General features: G+C 67.8%; 19 protein-coding genes. 11 read left to right on the forward strand and 8 right to left on the reverse strand.

Annotation, left to right across the window (positions count from 1 at the left end; all coding sequences use genetic code 11):
* Positions 1-16: 16 nt before the first annotated feature.
* Positions 17-979 (reverse strand): LysR family transcriptional regulator, encoded by a 963-nt coding sequence (locus G3O00_RS08315; protein WP_206142671.1) that lies wholly within the window; start codon positions 977-979, stop codon positions 17-19.
* 119 nt (positions 980-1,098) lie between these two features.
* On the opposite strand from G3O00_RS08315, the gene G3O00_RS08320 reads away from it, so the two are divergent.
* From G3O00_RS08320 to G3O00_RS08355, 8 genes are all read left to right on the forward strand, one after another.
* Positions 1,099-4,638, forward strand: coding sequence for an ABC transporter ATP-binding protein (locus tag G3O00_RS08320; RefSeq protein ID WP_206142672.1), 3,540 nt, complete (start codon positions 1,099-1,101; stop codon positions 4,636-4,638).
* Between the two features lie 579 nt (positions 4,639-5,217).
* Positions 5,218-5,970 carry a glutamine ABC transporter substrate-binding protein GlnH gene (glnH, locus tag G3O00_RS08325; protein WP_011355558.1) on the forward strand — a complete coding sequence of 251 codons (753 nt, stop codon included), beginning with the start codon at positions 5,218-5,220 and terminating at the stop codon, positions 5,968-5,970.
* Between the two features lie 66 nt (positions 5,971-6,036).
* Positions 6,037-6,693 (forward strand): glutamine ABC transporter permease GlnP, encoded by a 657-nt coding sequence (gene glnP, locus G3O00_RS08330; protein ID WP_011355557.1) that lies wholly within the window; start codon positions 6,037-6,039, stop codon positions 6,691-6,693.
* The gene (gene glnQ / locus G3O00_RS08335) at positions 6,690-7,418 is read left to right on the forward strand and encodes a glutamine ABC transporter ATP-binding protein GlnQ (RefSeq protein ID WP_011355556.1); all 729 of its coding nucleotides are present in this window, start codon (positions 6,690-6,692) and stop codon (positions 7,416-7,418) included. Before glnP ends, glnQ begins: the two co-directional genes overlap by 4 nt.
* A gap of 20 nt (positions 7,419-7,438) precedes the next feature.
* Positions 7,439-8,488 carry a C45 family peptidase gene (locus G3O00_RS08340; protein ID WP_206142673.1) on the forward strand — a complete coding sequence of 350 codons (1,050 nt, stop codon included), beginning with the start codon at positions 7,439-7,441 and terminating at the stop codon, positions 8,486-8,488.
* Between the two features lie 15 nt (positions 8,489-8,503).
* Positions 8,504-9,838, forward strand: coding sequence for an aspartate aminotransferase family protein (locus tag G3O00_RS08345; protein ID WP_206142674.1), 1,335 nt, complete (start codon positions 8,504-8,506; stop codon positions 9,836-9,838).
* Between the two features lie 32 nt (positions 9,839-9,870).
* Positions 9,871-10,425 carry a carboxymuconolactone decarboxylase family protein gene (locus G3O00_RS08350; protein ID WP_011355553.1) on the forward strand — a complete coding sequence of 185 codons (555 nt, stop codon included), beginning with the start codon at positions 9,871-9,873 and terminating at the stop codon, positions 10,423-10,425.
* A 160-nt stretch (positions 10,426-10,585) separates the two neighbouring features.
* Complete coding sequence (locus G3O00_RS08355) at positions 10,586-11,350, forward strand: extensin (protein WP_206142675.1); 765 nt, start codon at positions 10,586-10,588, stop codon at positions 11,348-11,350.
* A 95-nt stretch (positions 11,351-11,445) separates the two neighbouring features.
* Here the strand turns inward: G3O00_RS08355 and ahpF are convergent, their stop codons facing one another.
* The 4 genes from ahpF to G3O00_RS08375 form a co-directional block, all read right to left on the reverse strand.
* Positions 11,446-13,044, reverse strand: a complete 1,599-nt coding sequence (ahpF, locus tag G3O00_RS08360; RefSeq protein WP_206142676.1) for an alkyl hydroperoxide reductase subunit F — start codon at positions 13,042-13,044, stop codon at positions 11,446-11,448.
* 125 nt (positions 13,045-13,169) lie between these two features.
* Positions 13,170-13,733: an alkyl hydroperoxide reductase subunit C gene (ahpC, locus tag G3O00_RS08365; protein WP_006488685.1), complete on the reverse strand. Its 564-nt coding sequence runs from the start codon at positions 13,731-13,733 to the stop codon at positions 13,170-13,172.
* A gap of 286 nt (positions 13,734-14,019) precedes the next feature.
* Complete coding sequence (locus G3O00_RS08370) at positions 14,020-14,229, reverse strand: CopG family transcriptional regulator (RefSeq protein WP_206142677.1); 210 nt, start codon at positions 14,227-14,229, stop codon at positions 14,020-14,022.
* 128 nt (positions 14,230-14,357) lie between these two features.
* Positions 14,358-15,254: a LysR substrate-binding domain-containing protein gene (locus G3O00_RS08375; RefSeq protein WP_011355549.1), complete on the reverse strand. Its 897-nt coding sequence runs from the start codon at positions 15,252-15,254 to the stop codon at positions 14,358-14,360.
* Positions 15,255-15,431: 177 nt separating this feature from the next.
* Here G3O00_RS08375 and G3O00_RS08380 point away from each other — a divergent pair, with 177 nt between their 5' ends.
* From G3O00_RS08380 to G3O00_RS08390, 3 genes are all read left to right on the forward strand, one after another.
* The gene (locus tag G3O00_RS08380; RefSeq protein WP_206142678.1) at positions 15,432-16,598 is read left to right on the forward strand and encodes a branched-chain amino acid ABC transporter substrate-binding protein; all 1,167 of its coding nucleotides are present in this window, start codon (positions 15,432-15,434) and stop codon (positions 16,596-16,598) included.
* Between the two features lie 64 nt (positions 16,599-16,662).
* Positions 16,663-17,187, forward strand: coding sequence for an L-2-amino-thiazoline-4-carboxylic acid hydrolase (locus G3O00_RS08385; protein WP_206142679.1), 525 nt, complete (start codon positions 16,663-16,665; stop codon positions 17,185-17,187).
* Complete coding sequence (locus G3O00_RS08390; protein WP_206142680.1) at positions 17,180-18,445, forward strand: Zn-dependent hydrolase; 1,266 nt, start codon at positions 17,180-17,182, stop codon at positions 18,443-18,445. The genes G3O00_RS08385 and G3O00_RS08390 overlap by 8 nt, the downstream gene beginning before the upstream one ends.
* A 97-nt stretch (positions 18,446-18,542) precedes the next feature.
* Here the strand turns inward: G3O00_RS08390 and G3O00_RS08395 are convergent, their stop codons facing one another.
* The 3 genes from G3O00_RS08395 to G3O00_RS08405 all read right to left on the reverse strand — a co-directional run.
* Complete coding sequence (locus G3O00_RS08395) at positions 18,543-19,022, reverse strand: GNAT family N-acetyltransferase (RefSeq protein ID WP_206142681.1); 480 nt, start codon at positions 19,020-19,022, stop codon at positions 18,543-18,545.
* Positions 19,023-19,056: 34 nt separating this feature from the next.
* Positions 19,057-19,890 (reverse strand): cytochrome c, encoded by an 834-nt coding sequence (locus G3O00_RS08400; protein ID WP_206142682.1) that lies wholly within the window; start codon positions 19,888-19,890, stop codon positions 19,057-19,059.
* A gap of 350 nt (positions 19,891-20,240) precedes the next feature.
* Positions 20,241-21,241: hypothetical protein (locus G3O00_RS08405; protein ID WP_206142683.1), on the reverse strand; the 1,001-nt coding region annotated here is incomplete at its 5' end.

Below are 21,241 nucleotides of genomic sequence, written 5' to 3' on the forward strand. Positions count from 1 at the left end.
GGGCGAGGCCGGCGCGTTACTTGCCGGTCGCGCCGCCCGTGCCGCGCACGAGACTGTCGTTGGATGCGGGCGCAACGATCGGGGCCGCGATCGGCGCGGCTTCCGCGTCTGCTTCGCGGCGCAGGAACTCGATCAGCGGATCGAGCAACCGGTGCCGCGTCGACGGGTTGCGGCGCAGCACGAAGCGCCACGACGCGGCGCGTTCGATGCCCGGTTTCAACGGCACCAGGCGTCCGCTGCGCAGTTCGGGCTCGATCAGCGGCATGCGGCCGAGCGCGATGCCCGCACCGCCGACCGCCGCGCCGATCACCTGGCTGAAGCTGCTGTAACGGACGATCTTCGTCTCGAAGTCGCCCGGCAAGCCGAATTCCGATGCCCAGTTGCGCCAGTCGATCTCGGGGCTGTTCTCGTGCATCTCCTGCAGCAGCCGCGAGCGGCACACATGCCCCGATGCGTACGGAAACAGCTCGGGGCTGCATACCGGGAACACGGTCTCCTGGATCAACACGTCGTCGTCGGCTTGCAGCCGGTGCGCGGGCACGTGCACGATCGCCAGATCGACGCCGCTGCGCGCGTAATCCGGTTCGTCGTCGAGCACGACGGCATGCAGCGGTGTGTCGGGATGAAGCGACGAGAATTCCGCGAGGCGGCGTGCGAGCCACATCGCCGAAAACGGCGCGTTGGCGGAGACGGTGAGCCGTTGCGCGGTGCCGCGAATCTCGGCACAGGCATCGGTCAGTCGCGACAGTGCGTCGCTGACGGCCGGCAGCAGGCGTGCGCCGGCCGGCGTGAGGCTGATGCCGCCGAGCCCCGTGCTGCGTTCGAGCAGCCGCGCGCCGAGCGATTCCTCGAGCGCGCGAATCTGGTGACTGACCGCACTCGTCGACACGTTCAGCTCGACCGCCGCGCGCGCGAACCCGCCGAGGCGGACGGCCGCCTCGAAAGCTCGCAATGCGCTGAGGGGAGGGAGGTGCGACATGCGGGGTATTGTAGTTGACTCAACACCCGTTGAAAAATCATCTTTTGCCGCGCATGGGCCGCGCGGGTAGCCTCGATCCGGTCAAGAAAAAACATCATCAGACACTACCGGAGGGGTTCATGTATTTCGACCGACGACTATGGGCAATGATGGCTGGGCTGCGCTGGCGGGTCGCCGCGGCCGTCGCACTCGGCCTGCTCGCGATGGGTGTCGGCATCCTGCGCTTTGTATTTCTCGGCCGCGTGCTCGCGCTGGTCTTTTCCGGTGCGCCGGCGCGCAGCATCGGCGAAGCCGTCGTTGCAACGGCGGCCTGCGTGCTGCTGCGCGCGTGGCTCGACCATCGCCGCACGGTGCTTGCGCAGCACACGGCCGGGCGCGTGCAGGCTACCCTGCGCGCGCGGCTGTTCGACCGGATCGCCGCGCTCGGCCCCGCGTGGTTCAGCGGCGAACGCACGGGCGGCGTGATGCTGGCCGTCGTCGATGGCGTCGAGCAGCTGCAGACCTTTTTCGGCACCTATTTGCCGCAGCTCGTGATCGCCGCCTGTGCGCCGGTGATGATCTTCGCGGTGCTGGCGTGGTGGGATGTGCCGACGGCCGCGATCCTGCTCGTCGCGGCGCTCGTCACGCTCGCGCTGCCGCAGCTTGTGCATCGCGCCGACAAGCGTGCGGCGCTCGCGCGCTCGAAAGCGTTCAAGGCATTCGGAGAAGAATTTCTCGACGCGGTGCAAGGGCTGCCGACGCTGAAGGCGTTCGGGCAAAGCACGGCGTTCGGCGCGAAGCTGGCCGCGAAGGCGCGCGCGCTGTCCGACAGCACCTTCTGGGTGCTCGCGCTCGGCCTGCTGACACGGCTCTTCACCGATCTCGGCACCGGCCTCGGCGCGGCCGCCGCGATCGCAGTCGGCGCGTGGCGCGTGCGGCACGGCGACATGAGCCTCGAGGCGCTGCTGATCGTGCTGATGGCCGGCAGCGAAATCTTCCGGCCGCTGCGCGACCTGCGTTCCGTGCTGCACCAGGGGATGATCGGCCAGTCGGCGGCGAATGCGATTCACGCGCTGCTCGACGCGGATAGCCACGCGCCGGCCGCCGATGCGCCGCGCGTCGCAAGCCTGCGCCCGGAGATCGTGTTCGACGGCGTCAGCTTCGCGTATCCGGGGCGTCGCGCGGACGCGCATGCGGCGTTGAGCTTCTCGGTACGCGAAGGCGAGACGGTAGCGATCGTCGGGCCGAGCGGCGCGGGCAAGTCGACCATCGTGCGCCTGCTGCTGCGCCAGCACGATGCGCAGGGCGGCGCGATCCGCATCGGCGGCCACGACGTGCGCACGCTCGATGCCGGCCAGGTGCGCGAGATGATCGCGGTCGTCGCGCAGGATGCGACGCTGTTCGACGGCAGCGTCGCCGACAACCTGCGGCTCGGCCGCCCCGACGCGAGCGACGCGGACATGATCGCCGCCGCGCGTGCCGCCAACGCACACGATTTCATCTCGGCGCTGCCCGACGGCTACGCAACGCGCATCGGCGAACGCGGGCTCATGCTGTCGGGCGGGCAGCGTCAGCGCCTCGCGATTGCCCGCGCGCTGCTGCGCGATGCGCCGATCCTGCTGCTCGACGAGGCGCTGTCGTCGGTCGATGCGGAGAACGAAGCGCTGATCCAGCAGGCGCTCGACCGGCTCACGCGCGGGCGGACCACGCTCGTGCTCGCGCACCGGCTGTCCAGCGTGATCGGCGCCGACCGCATCCTGGTGCTCGACCAGGGGCAGGTGGTCGACGAGGGCACGCACGCGGCGCTGATCGCGCGTGACGGCCCGTATCGCCGGCTGATGGGGCCGCAACTGGAAGCGGTCGCCGAATCGGTCGGCGCGGCAACGACGGCCGGCGCGACCGCGCGCGCGTCGTCGGGCCCGCAGGTGCGGCCGCTGAACGACGATGCGGCCGAGATCGGCTGGCCGGAAACCCTGCAGACGCTGCTGCGCTTCGTGCGCCCGTGGACGGGCAAGGTCGTGCTGACGGTGCTGTGCGGGATCGGCCGCGTGCTCGCGTTCATCGGCGTCGGCGTGATCGGCGCGCTGGTGGTCGGCGCCGTGCCGGGCGGCCACGCGAGCCCGACGCTCGTCACCGCGCTGCCCGTGATCGCGCCGGTGCCGGCCGTGCTGCACTGGCTCGACTCGTGGCTCGCGCACGACATGGCGTACCGGCTGCTCGCGGAAATGCGCGTCGCGCTGTTCGCGACGCTCGAACGCCTCGCGCCGGCCGGGCTGCTGCGCCGCCGCTCCGGCGATCTCGTGTCGCTCGCGACGCAGGACGTCGAGACCGTCGAGTATTTCTATGCGCACACGCTGGCGCCCGCCTTCGTCGCGGTGCTCGTGCCGGCCGCCGTGCTGGTGCTGCTCGCGTCGGTCGCGTGGCCGCTCGCGCTCGTGCTGCTGCCGTTCCTGTTGTGGGCCGGGCTCGCACCGGTGCTGGCGCGGCGCGATGTCGACCGGCTCGGCACCGGCGCGCGCGAGGCGCTTGGCCAGCTCGGCGCGCACCTGACCGAAACGATCCAGGGGCTTGCGGAGCTGACCGCGTTCCAGGCCGTCGCGCGCCGGCGTGAAGCGTTCGTGGCCGAAGTCGAGGCGTACCGGAAGCAACGCGCAAGGCTGCTCGACGACCTGTCGGCACAGAGCGCCGCACTGGAAGTCGCGAGCGGGCTCGGCGGGCTGGTCGTCGCGGCGCTCGGCGCGCTGCTGTGCGCACGCGGCTGGTTTCCGCGCGAGTCGTTGCCGCTGCTGGTGCTGGTGGCGGTGGCCGCTTTCATGCCGGTGGCCGAAATCGGCCAGGTCGCGCGCCAGCTCGCCGACACGATCGCGTCGACGCGCCGCTTGCGCGCGCTGGAGAAGGAGCCGGTGCCGGTGACGGACGGCTCGCATGCGATGCCTGCCGATCCGGCCGTGCGCTTCGAAGCGACGTCCTTCACGTACCCGGGCCGCAGCGTGCCCGCGATCGACCGCGTGAGCTTCGAGGTGCCGCGCGGCAGCACGGTCGCGCTGGTCGGTGCGTCGGGCGCGGGCAAGTCGACGGTCGCGAGCCTGCTGCTGCGCTTCTGGGATCCGCAGCAGGGCCGCGTGACGCTCGGCGGCGTCGACCTGCGCGACCTGCGGCTCGACGACCTGCGGCAGCACATCGCGCTGGTTGCGCAGGATACCTACCTGTTCAACGACACGCTCGAAGCGAACATCCGGCTCGCCGCGAACGATGCGTCCGACGCGGACGTGCAGCGCGCGATCGACCATGCGGCGCTCGGCGACTTCGTCGCGCGCCTGCCGGACGGGCTCGCGACGCGTGTCGGCGAGCGTGGCGTGCAGCTGTCGGGCGGCCAGCGCCAGCGTGTCGCGATTGCGCGCGCGTTCCTGAAGGATGCGCCGGTGCTGATCCTCGACGAAGCGACGTCCCATCTCGACACGATCAGCGAGCAGCAGATCCGCGCGGCGCTGGAAGACCTGATGACGCAGCGCACGTCGATCATCATCGCGCACCGGCTGTCGACCGTGCGCAATGCCGACCTGATCCTCGTGATGGAGCACGGCGGCGTGATCGAGGCCGGACGGCATGCGGACCTGATGGCGCGGCAGGGCGCGTATGCGCGGCTGGTGTCGCATCAGGCGAGCGGGGTGGCGGCGTAAGCGACGCTGCATCGGCGCGCGGCCGGCCGGCAGGGCCGCGCGCTTCCCGCAACATGTGTTGAACCGCGCCGGCGGTTGCCGGCATCGCGGGGGCAGCCGCCCCGGCACCGCGCCGCGTGTCGAAGCGCCGACGATCGGTGCTGATAGAGGCGCTGACAGAGGCGCCGACAAAGGTGCTGACAAACGCACTGACAAACGCGCGGGCGGCGGCGATCGACGCCGAACGATTGCGCCGCCATCATCCTCTCGTGCGTGATGCCCGGGACGGCAATCTGGCCCGCCCGGACCAGCCACCGCCAACTGCACGCCAGACGCCGCCCTCGGCCGGCGCAGCACGATCCGGCCCGTCTGCTTCGCCGCGAGCCACACTCCCTTTCCTCCGACTTATCCGCCCCCCACGCCCCGGGTTTGTCTCGATGCATTTACCCGTTGCGGATTTTTTTGTTGTCGTAGTATCGCCATTGACAACACTTGTTGCACTAAGGTCTAATTCGACATCGCATGTTGCGGTGCGGCTTGATGTCGTCGTTCCGCCGGCTCCCTGGCCGGTCACATCGCTCAATCATGCGGAGAGAAACCATGAGTCGCCGTTCCTTCCTGAAAGCCGTCGCGGTCGTTGCCGCGCTCGGCGCAAGCCTCGCGCACGCGGACACCAAGACGCTCGTCGTCGGGACCGACACGTCGTTCATGCCGTTCGAGTTCAAGCAGGGCGACAAGTACGTCGGCTTCGATCTCGACCTGTGGGCGGAGATCGCGAAGGACCAGGGCTGGAAATACACGATCCAGCCGATGGATTTCGCGGGCCTGATCCCGGCGCTGCAGACGCAGAACATCGACGTCGCGCTGTCGGGCATGACGATCAAGGAAGAGCGCAAGAAGGCGATCGACTTCTCCGCGCCGTACTACGACAGCGGCCTCGCGGCGATGGTCCAGGCCGACAACACGACGATCAAGTCGATCGACGACCTGAACGGCAAGGTGATCGCCGCGAAAACGGGCACCGCGACGATCGACTGGATCAAGGCGCATCTGAAGCCGAAGGAGATCCGCCAGTTCCCGAACATCGACCAGGCGTACCTCGCACTTGAAGCCGGCCGGGTCGACGCGGCGATGCACGACACGCCGAACGTGCTGTTCTTCGTGAACAACGAAGGCAAGGGCAAGGTGAAGGTCGCGGGCCAGCCGGTCAGCGGCGACAAGTACGGGATCGGCTTCCCGAAGGGCAGCCCGCTCGTGCCGAAGGTCAACGCGTCGCTCGTGAAGATCCGGGCCGATGGCCGCTACGCGCAGATCTACAAGAAGTGGTTCGGTGCCGAACCGCCGAAGATGTGAGCGTGACGCCGCAACAGCGCGCGGCCGGGTGGCCGCGCCGGTCTTGAATCGAACGGGGAGCGACAAGTGAATTTCGATTGGTCGGCGATCTGGGCGGCGTTGCCGGACCTGATGGACGGGGTCCGGTTGACGGTGTTCATCGCATTTTTCGGGCTGGTGGGCGGTTTCATCGTCGGGATGATCGCGGGCATGTTCCGCGCTTACGGACCGAAGGCGATGAACGTGCTTGCCCAGGTTTATATTGAATTGATCCGCGGCACGCCGATCGTCGTGCAGGTGATGTTCCTGTATTTCGCGCTGCCGTTGCTCGCGCATATCCGCATCGACGGCCTGACGGCCGCGATCATCGCGATCACGGTGAATTCCGGCGCGTATCTCGCCGAAGTGGTGCGCGGCGCGCTGCTGTCGATCCCGAAGGGGCTGACGGAAGCGGGGCTCGCGATGGGCTTGTCGATGCCGCGCGTGCTGCTGAAGGTGGTCGGGCCGCTCGCGTTCCGGCGCCTGATTCCGCCGCTCGGCAACCAGTGCATCGTGAGCCTGAAGGACACGTCGCTGTTCATCGTGATCGGCGTCGGCGAACTGACGCGCAAGGGGCAGGAAATCATCGCGGGCAATTTCCAGGCGGTCGAGATCTGGACGGCGGTGGCCGTCATCTACCTGTTGCTGACCGGCGCCATGACGCTGACGCTGCGGCTCGTCGAGAAGAGGATGCGCATCTTATGAGCATGATCGAATTCCAGAACGTGTCGAAGAGCTTCGGCCACGTGCCGGTACTGAAGCATATCGACCTGAAGATCGACGCAGGCGAAGTGGTCGTCGTGATCGGCCCGTCCGGCTCGGGCAAGTCGACGATGCTGCGCTGTATCAACGCACTCGAGAAAATCACCGGTGGCGAGCTGCTGGTCGACGGCCAGAGCGTGCGCGGCAACGCGACGACGATCCGCAACATCCGGCTCGAAGCGGGCATGGTGTTCCAGCAGTTCAACCTGTTCCCGCAGATGACCGCGCTCGAGAACGTGATGTTCGGGCCGATCCAGGTGCGCGGCGCATCGCGTGCCGATGCACGCGACCAGGCGATGGCGCTGCTCGACAAGGTCGGTCTCGAATCGCGCGCGAATCATTTCCCGTCGGAGCTGTCGGGCGGCCAGCAGCAGCGTGTCGCGATTGCGCGCGCGCTCGCGATCCGGCCGCGGCTGATGCTGTTCGACGAGCCGACCTCGGCGCTCGATCCGGAATTGCGCCACGAAGTGCTGAAAGTGATGCAGGATCTCGCTACCGAAGGGATGACGATGATCGTCGTCACGCACGAGATCGGCTTTGCGAAACGGGTCGGCACGCGCCTGCTGTTCATGGATCAGGGCGGGATTGCCGAGGACGGCCATCCGGTCGACCTGATCGACCGGCCGCCGACCCCGCGCCTGAAGGAATTCCTGAAACACGTGTCCTGAACGAAACCGAACCCTCCGACATGCCGCTTTCCCTTTCTCCCGTCATCGCCGGCGCGCCGTTCGACATCGGCGTGCGCCTCGGCGAGCTCGCCCGCCCCGTGTTCGATGAATACATGCAGCAGAGCAGCGCGTGGCAGGCCGTGCGCCGCTGGCGCGGCCATCCGTTCGTCGCCGCGCTGCGGCAGGCCGCACTGGCCGCGTATCCCGATCTCGTCGCGGAACTGGACGGGATCGCGGCCGGTGTCGGCTGGCCGGCCGAGGACATCTTTCTGTGGAACTGCCGCGGCGAGCTGATCCACAACGCGCCGGACGGCTGCACGACGCTTGCCGCGCGCGACGCGGCCGGCACGCGCTGGATCGCGCACAACGAGGACGGCGATCCGTACCTGCGCGAGCGCGGCCTGCTCGTCGATGTGCAACCAGAGGGCAAGCCGGGCTTCATCAGCTTCTATTACCCCGGTTCGCTGCCGGGCCATACCTTTGCCGCGAACCACGCGGGCATCGCGCAGGCGATCAACAACCTGCGGATCCGCACGCCGGCCGCGGGCGTGCCGCGGATGATCCTCGCGCGCGCCGTGCTCGACGCGACGTCGCTCGACGCGGCAGCCGACGTGCTGCGCGGTCATGGGCGTGCAAGCGGCTTTCATCACACGCTGGGCGCAACCGGCGATGCGCGGCTGCTGAGCATCGAGGCGAGCGTCGCGCGCTGTTCGGTGATCGACGTCGCGCGGCTCGCGGGGCATGCGAACCATCTCGTGCATCCCGGCTGCGACGCGGAAGCGCAGATCGTCACGCAATCGTCGGCCGACCGCCAGCGCCGCGTCGACGCGCTGACGCCCGGCATCGACGCAATCGATGAAGCCGCGCTGCTGCGCGTACTCGGCGATCGCGCGCCGGAAGGGCTGCCGATCTACCGCGATGATCCGGCCGACCCCGACGACGAGAACACACTGGCCACCGGCGTGTTCGCGATCGGCGCGGCATCGATCGATTTCACCATTCACCAACAGGGCGCGCAGTGTTTCGCGACGCGCATCGTGCCGTCCGGGCGCGCGCACGACGCATCCTGATCCATGAGGCAACGCATGACGACCGTTTTCCATCGCGCTCCGCGCGCCACCTTGCCCGTCGCCGTCGCAGGCGACGGCATCGAGATCATCGACTCGACCGGCAAACGCTATATCGACGCGTGCGGCGGCGCGGCCGTTTCGTGTCTCGGCCACAGCAACCAGCGCGTGATCGACGCGATCAAGCGGCAGGCGCAGCAACTGGCGTACGCCCATACGTCGTTCTTCACGACCGACGTGGCCGAGGAACTGGCCGACCGGCTCGTCGCTGCCGCGCCGGCCGGCCTCGAACACGTGTATTTCGTGTCGGGCGGCTCCGAGGCGGTCGAGGCCGCGCTGAAGCTCGCACGCCAGTATTTCGTCGAGAAGGGCGAGCCGCAGCGCCGCCATTTCATCGCACGACGCCAGAGCTATCACGGCAACACGCTCGGCGCGCTCGCGATCGGCGGCAATGCATGGCGGCGCGAGCCGTTCCTGCCGCTGCTGATCGAGGCGCACCACGTGAGCCCGTGCTTCGCGTATCGCGACCAGCAGGCCGGCGAAACCGACGAGGCCTATGCGCAGCGCCTCGCGGACGAGCTCGAGCAGAAGATCGTCGAACTCGGTGCGGACAACGTCGCGGCGTTCGTCGCAGAGACGGTGGTGGGCGCAACGGCCGGCGCGGTGCCGCCGGTGCGCACGTACCTGAAGAAGATTCGCGCGGTGTGCGACAAGTACGGCGTGCTGCTGATCCTCGACGAGATCATGTCGGGGATGGGCCGCACGGGCTACCTGTACGCGTGCGATGAAGACGGCGTCGCGCCCGATCTTCTGACGATCGCGAAAGGGCTCGGCGCGGGCTACCAGCCGATCGGCGCGACGCTCGTCAGCGACCGCATCTACCGGACGATCGTCGACGGCTCGGGTTTCTTCCAGCACGGCCACACGTACCTTGGCCATGCGACCGCCTGCGCGGCCGCGCTTGAAGTACAACGTGTGATCGCCGAAGAGAAGCTGCTCGACAACGTGAAGGCACGCGGCGAGCAACTGCGCGCATCGTTGCGCGAGCACTACGGCGCGCACCCGCATATCGGCGACGTGCGCGGCCGCGGGCTGTTCGTCGGCGTCGAGCTCGTGCGCGATCGCGACAGCAAGGCGACGTTCGATCCGGCGCTGAAGCTGCATGCGGCGGTCAAGCGCGAAGCGATGCAGCGCGGCCTGATGGTGTATCCGATGGGCGGGACGATCGACGGCGTGCACGGCGATCACATCCTGGTCGCGCCGCCTTTCATTTGCACCGCGCAGCAGATCGATACGATCGTCGAGCGGCTGTCGGGCGCGATCGGCACGGCGCTTGCGTCGGCCGGCGCGTGACCGCATTCATCGAACCCTGTCCGGACCTCGCCATGACCAACAGATTGCCTCCGTTCGATCCCGCATCGGCCACCGATGAGCAGAAGGCCGTGCTGGCCGACATTCTCAGCGGCCCGCGCGGCAACCTGAACGGGCCGTTTCTCGGCTGGATCGCGAGCCCCGAGCTCGCTCAGCACGCGCAGAAACTCGGCGCGTTCTGCCGCTATCGCACGGGCCTGCCGCTGCGCCTGTCGGAACTCGCGATTCTCGTGACGGCCGCGCGCTGGCGCTCGCAGGCCGAGTGGCACATCCACCATCCGATCGCGCTCGAGGCGGGCGTGCCGGCCGCGACGGCCGACGCGATCCGGCGCGGTGTCGCACCCGCATTCGAGTCGGACGACGATGCGCTGATCCATGCATTCGCGAGCGAGCTTTACGACACGCGGCGCGTGAGCGACGCGACGTTTGCGCGGGCGGAAGCGCGCTTCGGCCACGCAACCGTCGTGAATCTCGTTGCGTTGCTCGGCTACTACGCGCTCGTCGCGATGACGCTGAACACGTTCGGCATGCGCGCGGAAGGGCAGACCGAATTGCCGTTTCCGGAGTGACGCCCGCGCGTTGATCGTGCTGGAGCAGCGGAGGCGATACGTCTGACGAACGTGTTGCCGACCTGTTCCGGCACAATGCAACCAAATGTATTCATGCGGGATCGACGGCCGATCGCCGCGTATGATGGCTTGTTCACGTCGATATGAGCGGTGAGCAAGCATGACGAGTACCCGCAAGACCTTGATGATCGCCGGTGGGCTCCTGGTAGCCGCGGCCGGCACTGCCTACGTGATGCTCCTGCGTGCGGACCACCGCGCGATCGAAGATGCCGGCATCGGCGATTCGGCCGCGCCTGTTGCCGCAGCGCCCGCGGGCAACGATCACGCCGTGCAGGGCACCATCGCGCCGCCGGCCCCGGCCGCCGCGATGGCACCGAAACAGGCGGCTGTCGTGCCGCCACCACCATCGGCACCGGCGCCTTCTGCGCCGGCCGAAACCGCGCGCGTCAGTGCAGCGCCTGCCGTGCCGGTTGTCAGCGACAAACCGCAGCCGGTGACGACGCCGAGCGCACCGCCGCCGAAGGTCAACGTCGTGACCGTCGATGCGCAGGATTCGACCCCGCCGGCAGCCAAACCTGTGCAGCAGGCCGCACCTGCACCCGCACCCGCGCAGGTCACGCAACGCGCACCGCGCAAGCGCGATGGCCTCGAACGCCACGCGGCCGCCGCCCCCGCTGCAACGAAATCCGAAACGCCGGAGACCGCCGCCCTTGTCAGGGAATCGGCGAAGCTCGACCCGTCGTTGCCGCCGCCGTCGATGACGTCGACGCCATCGAGCAGCGGTTCGTACCGGCAGGGCAGTTCATCGTCGGGCGCGAATCCGGTGGCTGCTGCGATGACCGAGCAACTGGTCCGGCAGTCGAGCAATTTCAACGCGGCACCGTCACCGGTACCGGCAAACAGCGGCCCGACCACGACCAAGTAACCGCGATCGCTTCCGGAATAAAAAGGACCCCGCACGCCGACCAAAGCATGCGGGGCCAAGAGAGACAAATCGTTGTGCCGACGGGCTGACGCGCGTTACGCGGCGACTGCTTCCTCGGATTGAGGCTGCGCGGCGGCAACCGGTGCAACGTCCTGCCGGATCAGATGGTCGAACGCGCCGAGCGATGCCTTCGCGCCTTCACCGACCGCGATCACGATCTGCTTGAACGGCACCGTCGTCACGTCGCCGGCCGCAAACACGCCCGGTACCGACGTCGCGCCGCGCGCATCGACGACGATCTCGCCGTGCTTCGACAGTTCGATCGTGCCTTTCAGCCATTCGGTGTTCGGCACGAGGCCGATCTGCACGAACACGCCTTCGAGATCGATGCGCTGCGTGTCACCCGAGCGCAGATCGTTGTAGACGAGCCCGTTCAGCTTGCTGCCGTCGCCGGTCAGCTCGGTCGTTTGCGCCTGCGTGACGATCGTCACGTTCGGCAGGCTGCGCAGCTTGCGTTGCAGCACTTCATCTGCGCGCAGTTGCGCGCCGTATTCGATCAGCGTGACGGCCTTCACGATGCCAGCGAGGTCGATCGCGGCCTCGACGCCCGAGTTGCCGCCGCCGACCACCGCGACGCGCTTGCCCTTGAACAGCGGGCCGTCGCAGTGCGGGCAGTACGCGACACCGCGGTTGCGGTATTCGCGCTCGCCCGGCACGTTGATTTCGCGCCAGCGTGCGCCGGTCGCGAGGATGATCGTCTTCGCCTTCAGCACCGCGCCGTTCGCGAGGCGGATCTGGTGCACGTCGCCCGGAATCAACGCGTCGGCGCGCTGCACGTCCATGATGTCGACGTCGTACTGCTTCACGTGCTGTTCGAGCGCGGTCGCGAACTTCGGCCCTTCGGTTTCCTGCACCGACACGAAGTTCTCGATCGCCATCGTGTCGAGCACCTGGCCGCCGAAACGTTCGGCGACGACGCCCGTCGCAATGCCCTTGCGTGCCGAGTAGATCGCAGCCGCTGCGCCTGCCGGGCCGCCGCCGACGATCAGCGTGTCGAACACCGGCTTGTTCTCGAGCGACTTCGCGGCACGTGCGCTGGCGCCCGTGTCGAGCTTCGCGAGGATTTCCTTCACGCTGCTGCGGCCCTGGCCGAACGAGGTACCGTTCAGGAACATCGTCGGCACGGCCATGATCTGGCGCGACTCGACTTCACCCTGGAACAGCGCGCCGTCGATCGCGACGTGACGGATGCGCGGGTTGATCAGCGACATCACGTTCAGCGCCTGCACGACTTCCGGGCAGTTCTGGCACGACAGCGAGAAATACGTCTCGAACGCGTAGTCGCCGTCGAGCGCGCGGATTTGCTCGATCACATCGTCGTCGAGCTTGATCGGGTGGCCGCCCGTCTGCAGCAGCGCGAGCACGAGCGACGTGAATTCATGGCCCATCGGGATGCCGGCGAAGCGGATGCCGGCCGGCTTGCCGGGTTCGCCGATCGAGAACGACGGCTTGCGCTCGGCGTCGTCGCGGCGTTCGGTCACGGTCACGCGATCCGTCAGCGACGCAATCTCGTTCAGCAGCGCCAGCAGTTCCTGCGATTTCGCGCTGTCGTCGAGCGAGGCGACGAGCTCGATCGGGCGCGTGATCTTTTCGAGGTACGCTTTCAGTTGGTTCTTGAGATTGGCGTCGAGCATGGCGTTTCGGATTCCGTATTAATGATTATGGTCGGGCACGTCGTGCCGGAGGAGGGCGCGGGCCGCATGCCGCAGCGGCCCGTAGTGTGTCTCGCGCGCCTCGTGCGAGGCGCGCGGCGCGATCGTCAGATCTTGCCGATCAGGTCGAGCGACGGGGTCAGCGTTTCCGCACCCGGCGTCCACTTGGCCGGGCACACTTCACCCGGGTGCGCCGCGATGTATTGCGCAGCCTGCACCTTGCGCAGCAGTTCGCCTGCGTCGCGGCCGATGCCGTTGTCGTGGATTTCGCACAGCTTGATCTCGCCTTCCGGGTTGATCACGAACGTGCCGCGCAGAGCCATCCCTTCTTCCTCGATCAGCACGTCGAAGTTGCGCGACAGCGTGAGCGTCGGGTCGCCGATCATCGGGTACTTGATCTTGCCGATCGTGTCCGACGTGTCGTGCCATGCCTTGTGCGTGAAGTGCGTGTCGGTCGACACGCCGTAGATTTCGACACCCAGCTTCTGGAATTCCGCGTAACGGTCGGCGAGGTCGCCCAGCTCGGTCGGGCAGACGAACGTGAAGTCGGCCGGGTAGAACACGACGACGGACCACTTGCCCTTGAAGTTCTCTTCCGAGACGGGCACGAAATCGCCATTGTGGTAAGCGGTTGCCTTGAACGGCTTGATTTGGGTGTTGATGATCGGCATCTGGAGAATTCCTTTGCTTCAGTGGTGAGTGGAGTGTTGCCAGTATCCGGGTTCACCCTGAGTTTGTGAAATTGCTTGTTTCAATCCGGGGCATCAGGAATTTCTATCTGCTTCCGGCCCTTGATTGGGTGGGGTGTGCGGGGAGGTCATTGAAGCGTGGGTGTGTGGACGAGCGGCAGCCGGGCGGAGATGCGGCGAGAGGGATTGCGTTGAAAGTCCAAAGCCGTGGGGGGAGCCACTCGAGGCGGCGTCGAAGTTTGTTCGGTAGGCGGATGCTGAGGCGCGTTCACCACTCCGAGCGCAAGTCTTCCTGGTTGACGACGTCGCGCCCCTTCCAGAGGCCGAACACATTGTCAGCAAGTGTCCGGTCCTGCTGCGCGATGTAGGCATCGATCGCGTTCCGGATGATCTCGGCGGGGGAACTGCTCCGGCGCGTGGCGATGCGGGTCAACGCGGTATGCTGGTCATCTGATAGATCGACCGGAATTCTGATCATTGCAACCTCCGTGACGGGACGCGGCCATCGTGGCGATCCGGCCGGGCAAGTGCAAGTGCGCGGCGCGACCGATGCGAATGCGGCTTCCCGAATCGGCCGGCTGTCGGAGCGTTATTGTCCCGCTCCGCTCAAATCCCCGCCATCTTCCTCAGCCACTCCGCCAGCCTCCGAGCCCCGTCCGGCATGTCCGCGTCCTCGCGCGTGCACAGGTAGTAATCGCGCCCGTCGTCGAGCGCGTGATCGAACAGCTTCACTAGCTCGCCATTCGCCAGCTCGCGCTCGACCAGCGGCGCGCGCAGCAACGCCGCGCCGAGATCCGCGCGCGCGGCGCTCAGCGTGAGCTGGCCATCCTCGAACATCGGCCCCACCGCATGCGACACATGCTTGACGCCCGCGCCCTGCAGCCAGTTGACCCACGTACTGCGATCCTCGTCGTGCACGAGCGGCGCGCGCGCGAGATCGGCCGGCGTGCGGAACGGCCCGTGGCGTTTCAGGAACGACGGGCTGCACATCGGCACCATCGCGCCCGGCAGCAGCCGCTCGCAACGGTAGCCGGGCCAGTCGCCGGTGCCGAAGCGGATCGACAGGTCCGATGCATCGCTGCGGTAGTTGCGGTGATGCGCGTACAGCACGGTCACGTCGACGTCCGTGTTGTCGGCCAGGAATGCGTGCAGCCGCGGAATGAACCAGCCGATGCCGAGCAGCGGAATCAGGCTGACGGTGATCTGCCGCAGCGACGAACGGTCGCGCACGAAACGCGTCGCGCTGCGCAGCACCGAGAACGCGGCGCTGATCGAGCGGTAGTAGTCGCGGCCTTCGTCGGTGAGCGCGAGCAGCCGGCCCTCGCGCACGGTCAGCGGCGTCTGGATGAACGCTTCGAGCAGTTGCAGCTGATGGCTGACCGCCGACGGCGTGATGTCGAGCTCGCCCGCCGCCGCGGTGACCGACCCGAGACGCGCAAACGCTTCGAACGCACGCACCGCGCGCAGCGGAGGATCGTGCGGCAATTGTTCGATATTTTTCATGTGTCGAATTTTATCGAAAAGTCAGAGTAACCGACAACATGGAAATATCCTGTATTTACAGTGGTGTAGGTTAATGTGTCGGGAACGGCATAAGCATCCAACAATTGGGTATTTGAGGTTTGGGTGATGAATATTTAATATTTTTCATGTTTTGATCCGATTCACCGATCCCCGCACATGAAAATCGCTTTTCTCCACGCCAGCCTCGCAATCTCGGCGGCCGCCCTGGTCGCCTCCGTTCCCGCGTTCGCACAATCCGCGCCGCAGACGATCCTGATCGGTCTCGCCGCGCCGCTCACCGGCCCGTCCGCGCGGATCGGCAAGGACTTGCAGAACGGCGCGCAACTCGCGATCGACGACGCGAATGCAAAGCATCCGACCATCGGCGGCAAGCCGGTCGTCTACAAGCTCGTCGCGGCTGACGACCAGTCCGATCCGCGCACGGCCGTCGCCGTTGCGCAGCAGCTCGTCGACAAGCACGTGATCGGCGTCGTCGGTCACTGGAACACGGGCTGCAGCGTGCCGGCGTCGCGCGTCTACCGCGATGCGGGCATCCCGCAGATCGCGCCGGCGTCCACCGGCCATCAATACACGCAGCAAGGCTATGCGACGGCCTTCCGCATCATGGGTCACGACGATGCGGGCGGCAATTTCACCGGCGCGTATGCGGTGAAGACGCTGAAGGCGAAGCGCATCGCGGTGATCGACGATCGCACGTCGTTCGGCTCGGGGCTCGCCGACCAGTTCATCAAGGGTGTGCAGGCGAACGGCGGCGCGATCGTCGATCGCCAGTACGTGAACGACAAGACGACCGACTTCAGCGGCGTGCTGACCGCGATCAAGGGCAAGCGCGCGGATCTCGTGTTCTTCGGCGGCCTCGATGCGCAGGCCGCACCGATCTCGCGCCGGATGCGCCAGCTCGGCGTGAACGCGCCGCTGCTCGGCGCGGGCGGCTTCGTGAGCCAGACCTTCCTGTCGCTTGCCGGCAAGGACGGCGACGGCGTGACGGCGCTCGAGCCGGGCCTGCCGCTCGACCGGATGCCGGGTGGCAAGGCGTTCGACACGCAATACCAGGCGCGCTTCCGCGCTCCGATCGAGCTGCATGCGCCGTTCGCGTACGACGCGGCGGCCACGCTGATCGCAGCCGCGCAGAAGGCCGGCACGACGCAGCCGGCGAAGCTGGTCGCGGCGGTGCGTGCGATCGACCGGCCCGGCGTGACGGGGCGGATCGCGTTCGACGCCGAAGGCAACCTGAAGGATCCGGCCTTCACGATCTACCAGGTGCGCGGCGGCAAGTGGACCGTCGTCGACGTGCTCGGCGGCTCGCGCACCGCGACCAAGTAAACGACACCGCGCGACACAGCGCGACACAGCGCGACACAGTGATAAAACGACCAAGACGATCCCCATGACCGAAGCCACCCAGACATCCGCCGCCGCACCCGAGGACACGCGCCTCGGGATCCTCGCGCGGCGCCGCATCGAAGCGGAAATCATCAAGCCGATCTACGAGATCATGAAGCGCGAGTTCGGCGCCGAGCGCGCGCAGGCCGTGATCGCGGAAGCCGTGCGCGGCGCGGCGGTCGACGCCGGCCGCACGTTCGCGGCGCAGGAGCCCGGCGGCACGAGCGTGAAATCGTTCGTCGCGCTGCAGGTGCTGTGGGAGAAGGACGATGCGCTCGACGTCGAGGTGCAGCGCGCGGACGACGCGCATTACGATTACGACGTGCATCGCTGCAGCTACGCGGAGATGTATCACGCGATGGGGCTCGGCGAGATCGGCCACCTGCTGAGCTGCGCGCGCGACAGCTATTTCATCCAGGGCTATGCGCCGGACATCGCGCTGACGCGGACGAGCACGATCATGCAGGGCGGCAAGCGCTGCGATTTCCGCTATGCGCTGCAAGCCGCGCCGGAGAACGGCGATGCGTGACGACAACGTAGTGGTTGAGCGTGTGAGCGCGCCGCGCGTCGACGGCGACCGCCTGTGGGCGTCGCTCGACCGGATGGCGCAGATCGGTGCGACGCCGAAGGGCGGCGTCTGTCGTCTTGCGCTGACCGATCTCGATCGCGAATCGCGCGACCTGTTCGTGCAATGGACGCAAGACGCCGGCTGCACGGTGCGCGTGGACCAGATGGGCAACGTGTTCGCGCGCCGCGCGGGGCGCAATCCCGCCGCCGCGCCGGTCATGACCGGCTCGCACGCCGATTCGCAGCCGACGGGCGGCCGCTACGACGGCATCTACGGCGTGCTCGGCGGGCTCGAGGTCGTGCGCGCGCTGAACGACGCGGGCATCGAGACCGAGCGCCCGATCGACGTCGTGATCTGGACCAACGAGGAAGGCTCGCGCTTCGCGCCGGCGATGGTGTCGGCCGGCGTGTTCTCGGGCGTCTATACGCTCGAATACGGACTGTCGCGCACCGACGGCACGGGCAGGACGATCGGCGAGGAGCTGGCGCGGATCGGCTACGCGGGTGCCGAGCCCGTCGGCGGCTATCCGGTGCATGCGGCGTACGAACTGCATATCGAACAGGGCGCGATTCTCGAACGGGCCGGCAAGACGATCGGCGTCGTGACGGCCGGGCAGGGGCAGCGCTGGTACGAGGTGACGCTCACCGGTGTCGACGCGCACGCGGGCACCACGCCGATGGAATTCCGTCGCGATGCGCTGGTGGGCGCCGCGCGGATGATCTCGTTCGTCGAAGTGCTCGGCCGCCGTTACGCGCCGTACGCGCGGGCAACGGTCGGGATGATCGAGGCACGGCCGAACTCGCGTAATACCGTGCCGGGCGGGTGCTTCTTCACGGTCGAATTCCGTCATCCCGACGACGCGGTGCTCGACGAGCTCGACGCTGCGCTGCGCGCGGAACTCGCGCGCGTGGCCGACGAATCGGGCCTCGGTGCGCAGATCGAGCAGATCTTCACGTATGCGCCGATCCCGTTCGCGCCGCGCTGCATCGACACGGTGCGTGATGCGGCCCAGGCGCTCGGGCTGTCGCACATGGATATCGTGTCCGGCGCGGGTCATGACGCATGCTATGTGGCGCGCGTCGCGCCGACGGGGATGATCTTCGTGCCGTGCGTCGACGGGTTGAGCCACAACGAGGCCGAAGCGATTACGCCCGAATGGGCGGCGGCGGGCGCCGACGTGCTGTTGCGCGCGGTGCTGCAGAGCGCGCAGGAAAGCTGAGTCTGAATGTGACGGCGGTGGTCCGGCGGGAGGGTGTTCGCCGGGCCGGACCGGGCCGCGTCGCTTTCCGCCTGACGACGCGAATGTGCGGCTCGCGTCAGCCCGCCGGCGATTGCCGATCGATATACCGGCGCATCACATGGAACGCCATGTCGGTGCGCCCCGGCATCGTGATCGTCGCGTCATCGGCTGCGAAGCCAAGCTTTTCATAGAACCGGTACGCGGTCTCGCGTGCCGTGCACCACACGAGCGCGGCCCCGCGCGCTTCCGCGTGCCGCACGCAAACCTGCACCAGCACGCGCCCGAAGCCCATGCCGCGCACGGCAGGGTGGACGGCCATCCCGCGCAGCCGCCACGCCGGTCGCGCACGATCGTCTTCGCGCAACTCCTCGCAGAGCGACGCAACGGCAACGATGCCCGACGCGTCGCGTACGCCGACATGCAGGGTCGTCGGCGCTTGGTCGCCGGCCAGCGCGCTCGCGTCCAGATCGCCATTCAGCAGGATCATCGCCCGGAGCGGGTGCGTCTGCGCGGCGTCGATCGATTCGATGGTGAACAGCGTGTCGCCTGACGTCATCAACATTCCTTGAGTGCTTCGATTCAACCGCGCGTTACTTGCCGGCCTTGCGCCGCGCCATATAAGCGAGATACGCGACGATCTGGTCGAGTTCGCGGTCGCTCAGCTGATCGGGCGGAAACGCCGGCATGCTGCGGCCCGGCCAGTCGCGCACCGATGCCGGGTTGCGGATATAGCGGCGCAGCGCGGCGGGCTGGAAGTAGTCGACCGGATTCATCGGCGTGTTCAGGTCGGGGCCGGCATGGCTGCTGCCCGCGCCGTCGACGCGGTGGCACGCGAGGCATTGTGTGACGAACAGGTGCTGGCCCGCGCGAGCCGGATCGTTCGCGGGCAGCGCGGCATCGACGGCGAGCGACGGCCAGCGCGCGATCGGCGACGACTCGATCGTGACGCGCACGATCTGGTACGGCCACTGCTCGCCGCGCACCGACGACGCGTCCGGGCCGAGCCAGACCAGGTAGAACGGCCCGGCGCTGACTTTCTTGCCGGGCAGATTCGGCCACGGATGCGCGGGATCCTCGATCGCGAGCCACGGAATGGCGCCGGCCGGCGCGCGGCGGTGCACGAGCTCCAGCGGCAGTTGCGCGGCGAAGCCGTCGGCCGCACGGGTTTCGAGCACGCCGTCGGCCGGCAGCTTGTCGCCGAGCAGGTCGGCGAACGGCACCGCGCGGAACGTCATCGGCCGGCCGTACGCGATGTCGCGCGGCACCTGGATGTCGGTGGCATCGGGGCGCGCGAGCAGCGTCTGCCGGGTGAGGGCGCGGGCCGTGCCGTCCGTCTCGAGTTCGAGCGCGGACTGGGCCGACGCGCGTTGACCGATCAGGCAAACCGTCAGCAGCAAAAGCGAAAACCACCGGCGCTTCAGCATTCGTTCTCCGGGAAAGGGCGTTCCGGCAGCGACAGGAGGAGCAGGCCGCGGCCGATCGAAGGAATCGGGCGACAGTCTATCCGGTACGCGCGGCGCTGGCGACTGCGGCGCGGGAAGGGGGCGGCCGGTCATGACCGGGCAAGCCGCCGGCAGCGCGCCTGGCGGTCGGGCTGCGCGGAGGATGAGGTATTGCGCGGCGGCGTTTGAGCGCGAAAGAGCGGAAGGAGCGAAAGAGGCGAAAGAGGCGAAAGAGGCGAAAGAGGCGAGGCGACGAAGCAACCGGCAAGCCCGGCGCGAGAGCATGCCGGCCCACCGCATTTCCAGCGATCCCGCCCGTTACCCAGCCGCCGTCAATGACTCGAACAAGGCACTTCGCTCTTCGGCATCGGCGTTTCCTGGGCCGGTTCGAAATCGGCTTCGCGCGTGCCCGACGGCGTCAGCGACACGAAATGCATCGCGGTGCCGCGCGCCGGGAACCCGGCGATCCCCGTCGAGCCCCACGGAATCGGCGAGCGCTGCACGCCGCTCACTGAAATGTCCGCCGGCCCGAGCGTCAGCGTCAGCAGCCGCCCGTCGCGGATCGGCACGTACGCATGCGTGCCGGACACCCCGATACCGGATTCGCGCACCGACGCCGGCAGGCAGTCGAGCGTCGCCGTGCGGCGGCCGTCGGGCGCGATCAGCATCGCGACGCCGCGATCGTCCGCCGTCGTCGTGACGACGATGAAGCGGTCGATTTCCGGGACATAAGCCGACGAGTACACGTAGTACTGGATCGCATCGTTCAGCGTCCCCAGCTTGTCCAGCTTCGCCGTGACCGGGTCGAACATCGCGTATTCGAGCGTCGCGTCAGTGCTCCCTTCGATGTACTTCTGCCACACGAGCAGCGCGGTGTGTGGCGAGCCCGCGACGACGGGCCACCACTCGCGGCGGTGCGGCACGACCGCGACATGGTTCAGCACGCGCCCGGCCGCATCGTAGGTTTTCACGTACACGCCGTTGCCGGTGCCGAGGTTGTCGACGCCGCCGCCGTCGATCCAGTCGGTGGAATAGAACACGACGAAGCGGTCGGCCGCCGTGGCGACATGCCCCGAGTGGCCGCCCGATTCGACGTCGTTCGGGTAGGGCTTGATCGGCTTCAGGTCGCGGCGGTAGACGCCGTAGCGCTGGCTGACTTCCTGCGGCGCATTCCAGCCGTCCTCGAACGTGACGAAGATGTCGCCGTGCGCGTTCTGCGCGATCGAAACGGGCTCCTGTGCCTCGGGGCGGCCGATGAACGTATGGACGTGCAGCAGGTGCGGCTTGCCGGGCAGCCATTCGCCGACGAACACGTCATGCGGCCAGTTGCCGT

The sequence above is a fragment of the Burkholderia sp. Ac-20384 genome (assembly GCF_017104605.1).
Classification (GTDB): domain Bacteria; phylum Pseudomonadota; class Gammaproteobacteria; order Burkholderiales; family Burkholderiaceae; genus Burkholderia; species Burkholderia lata.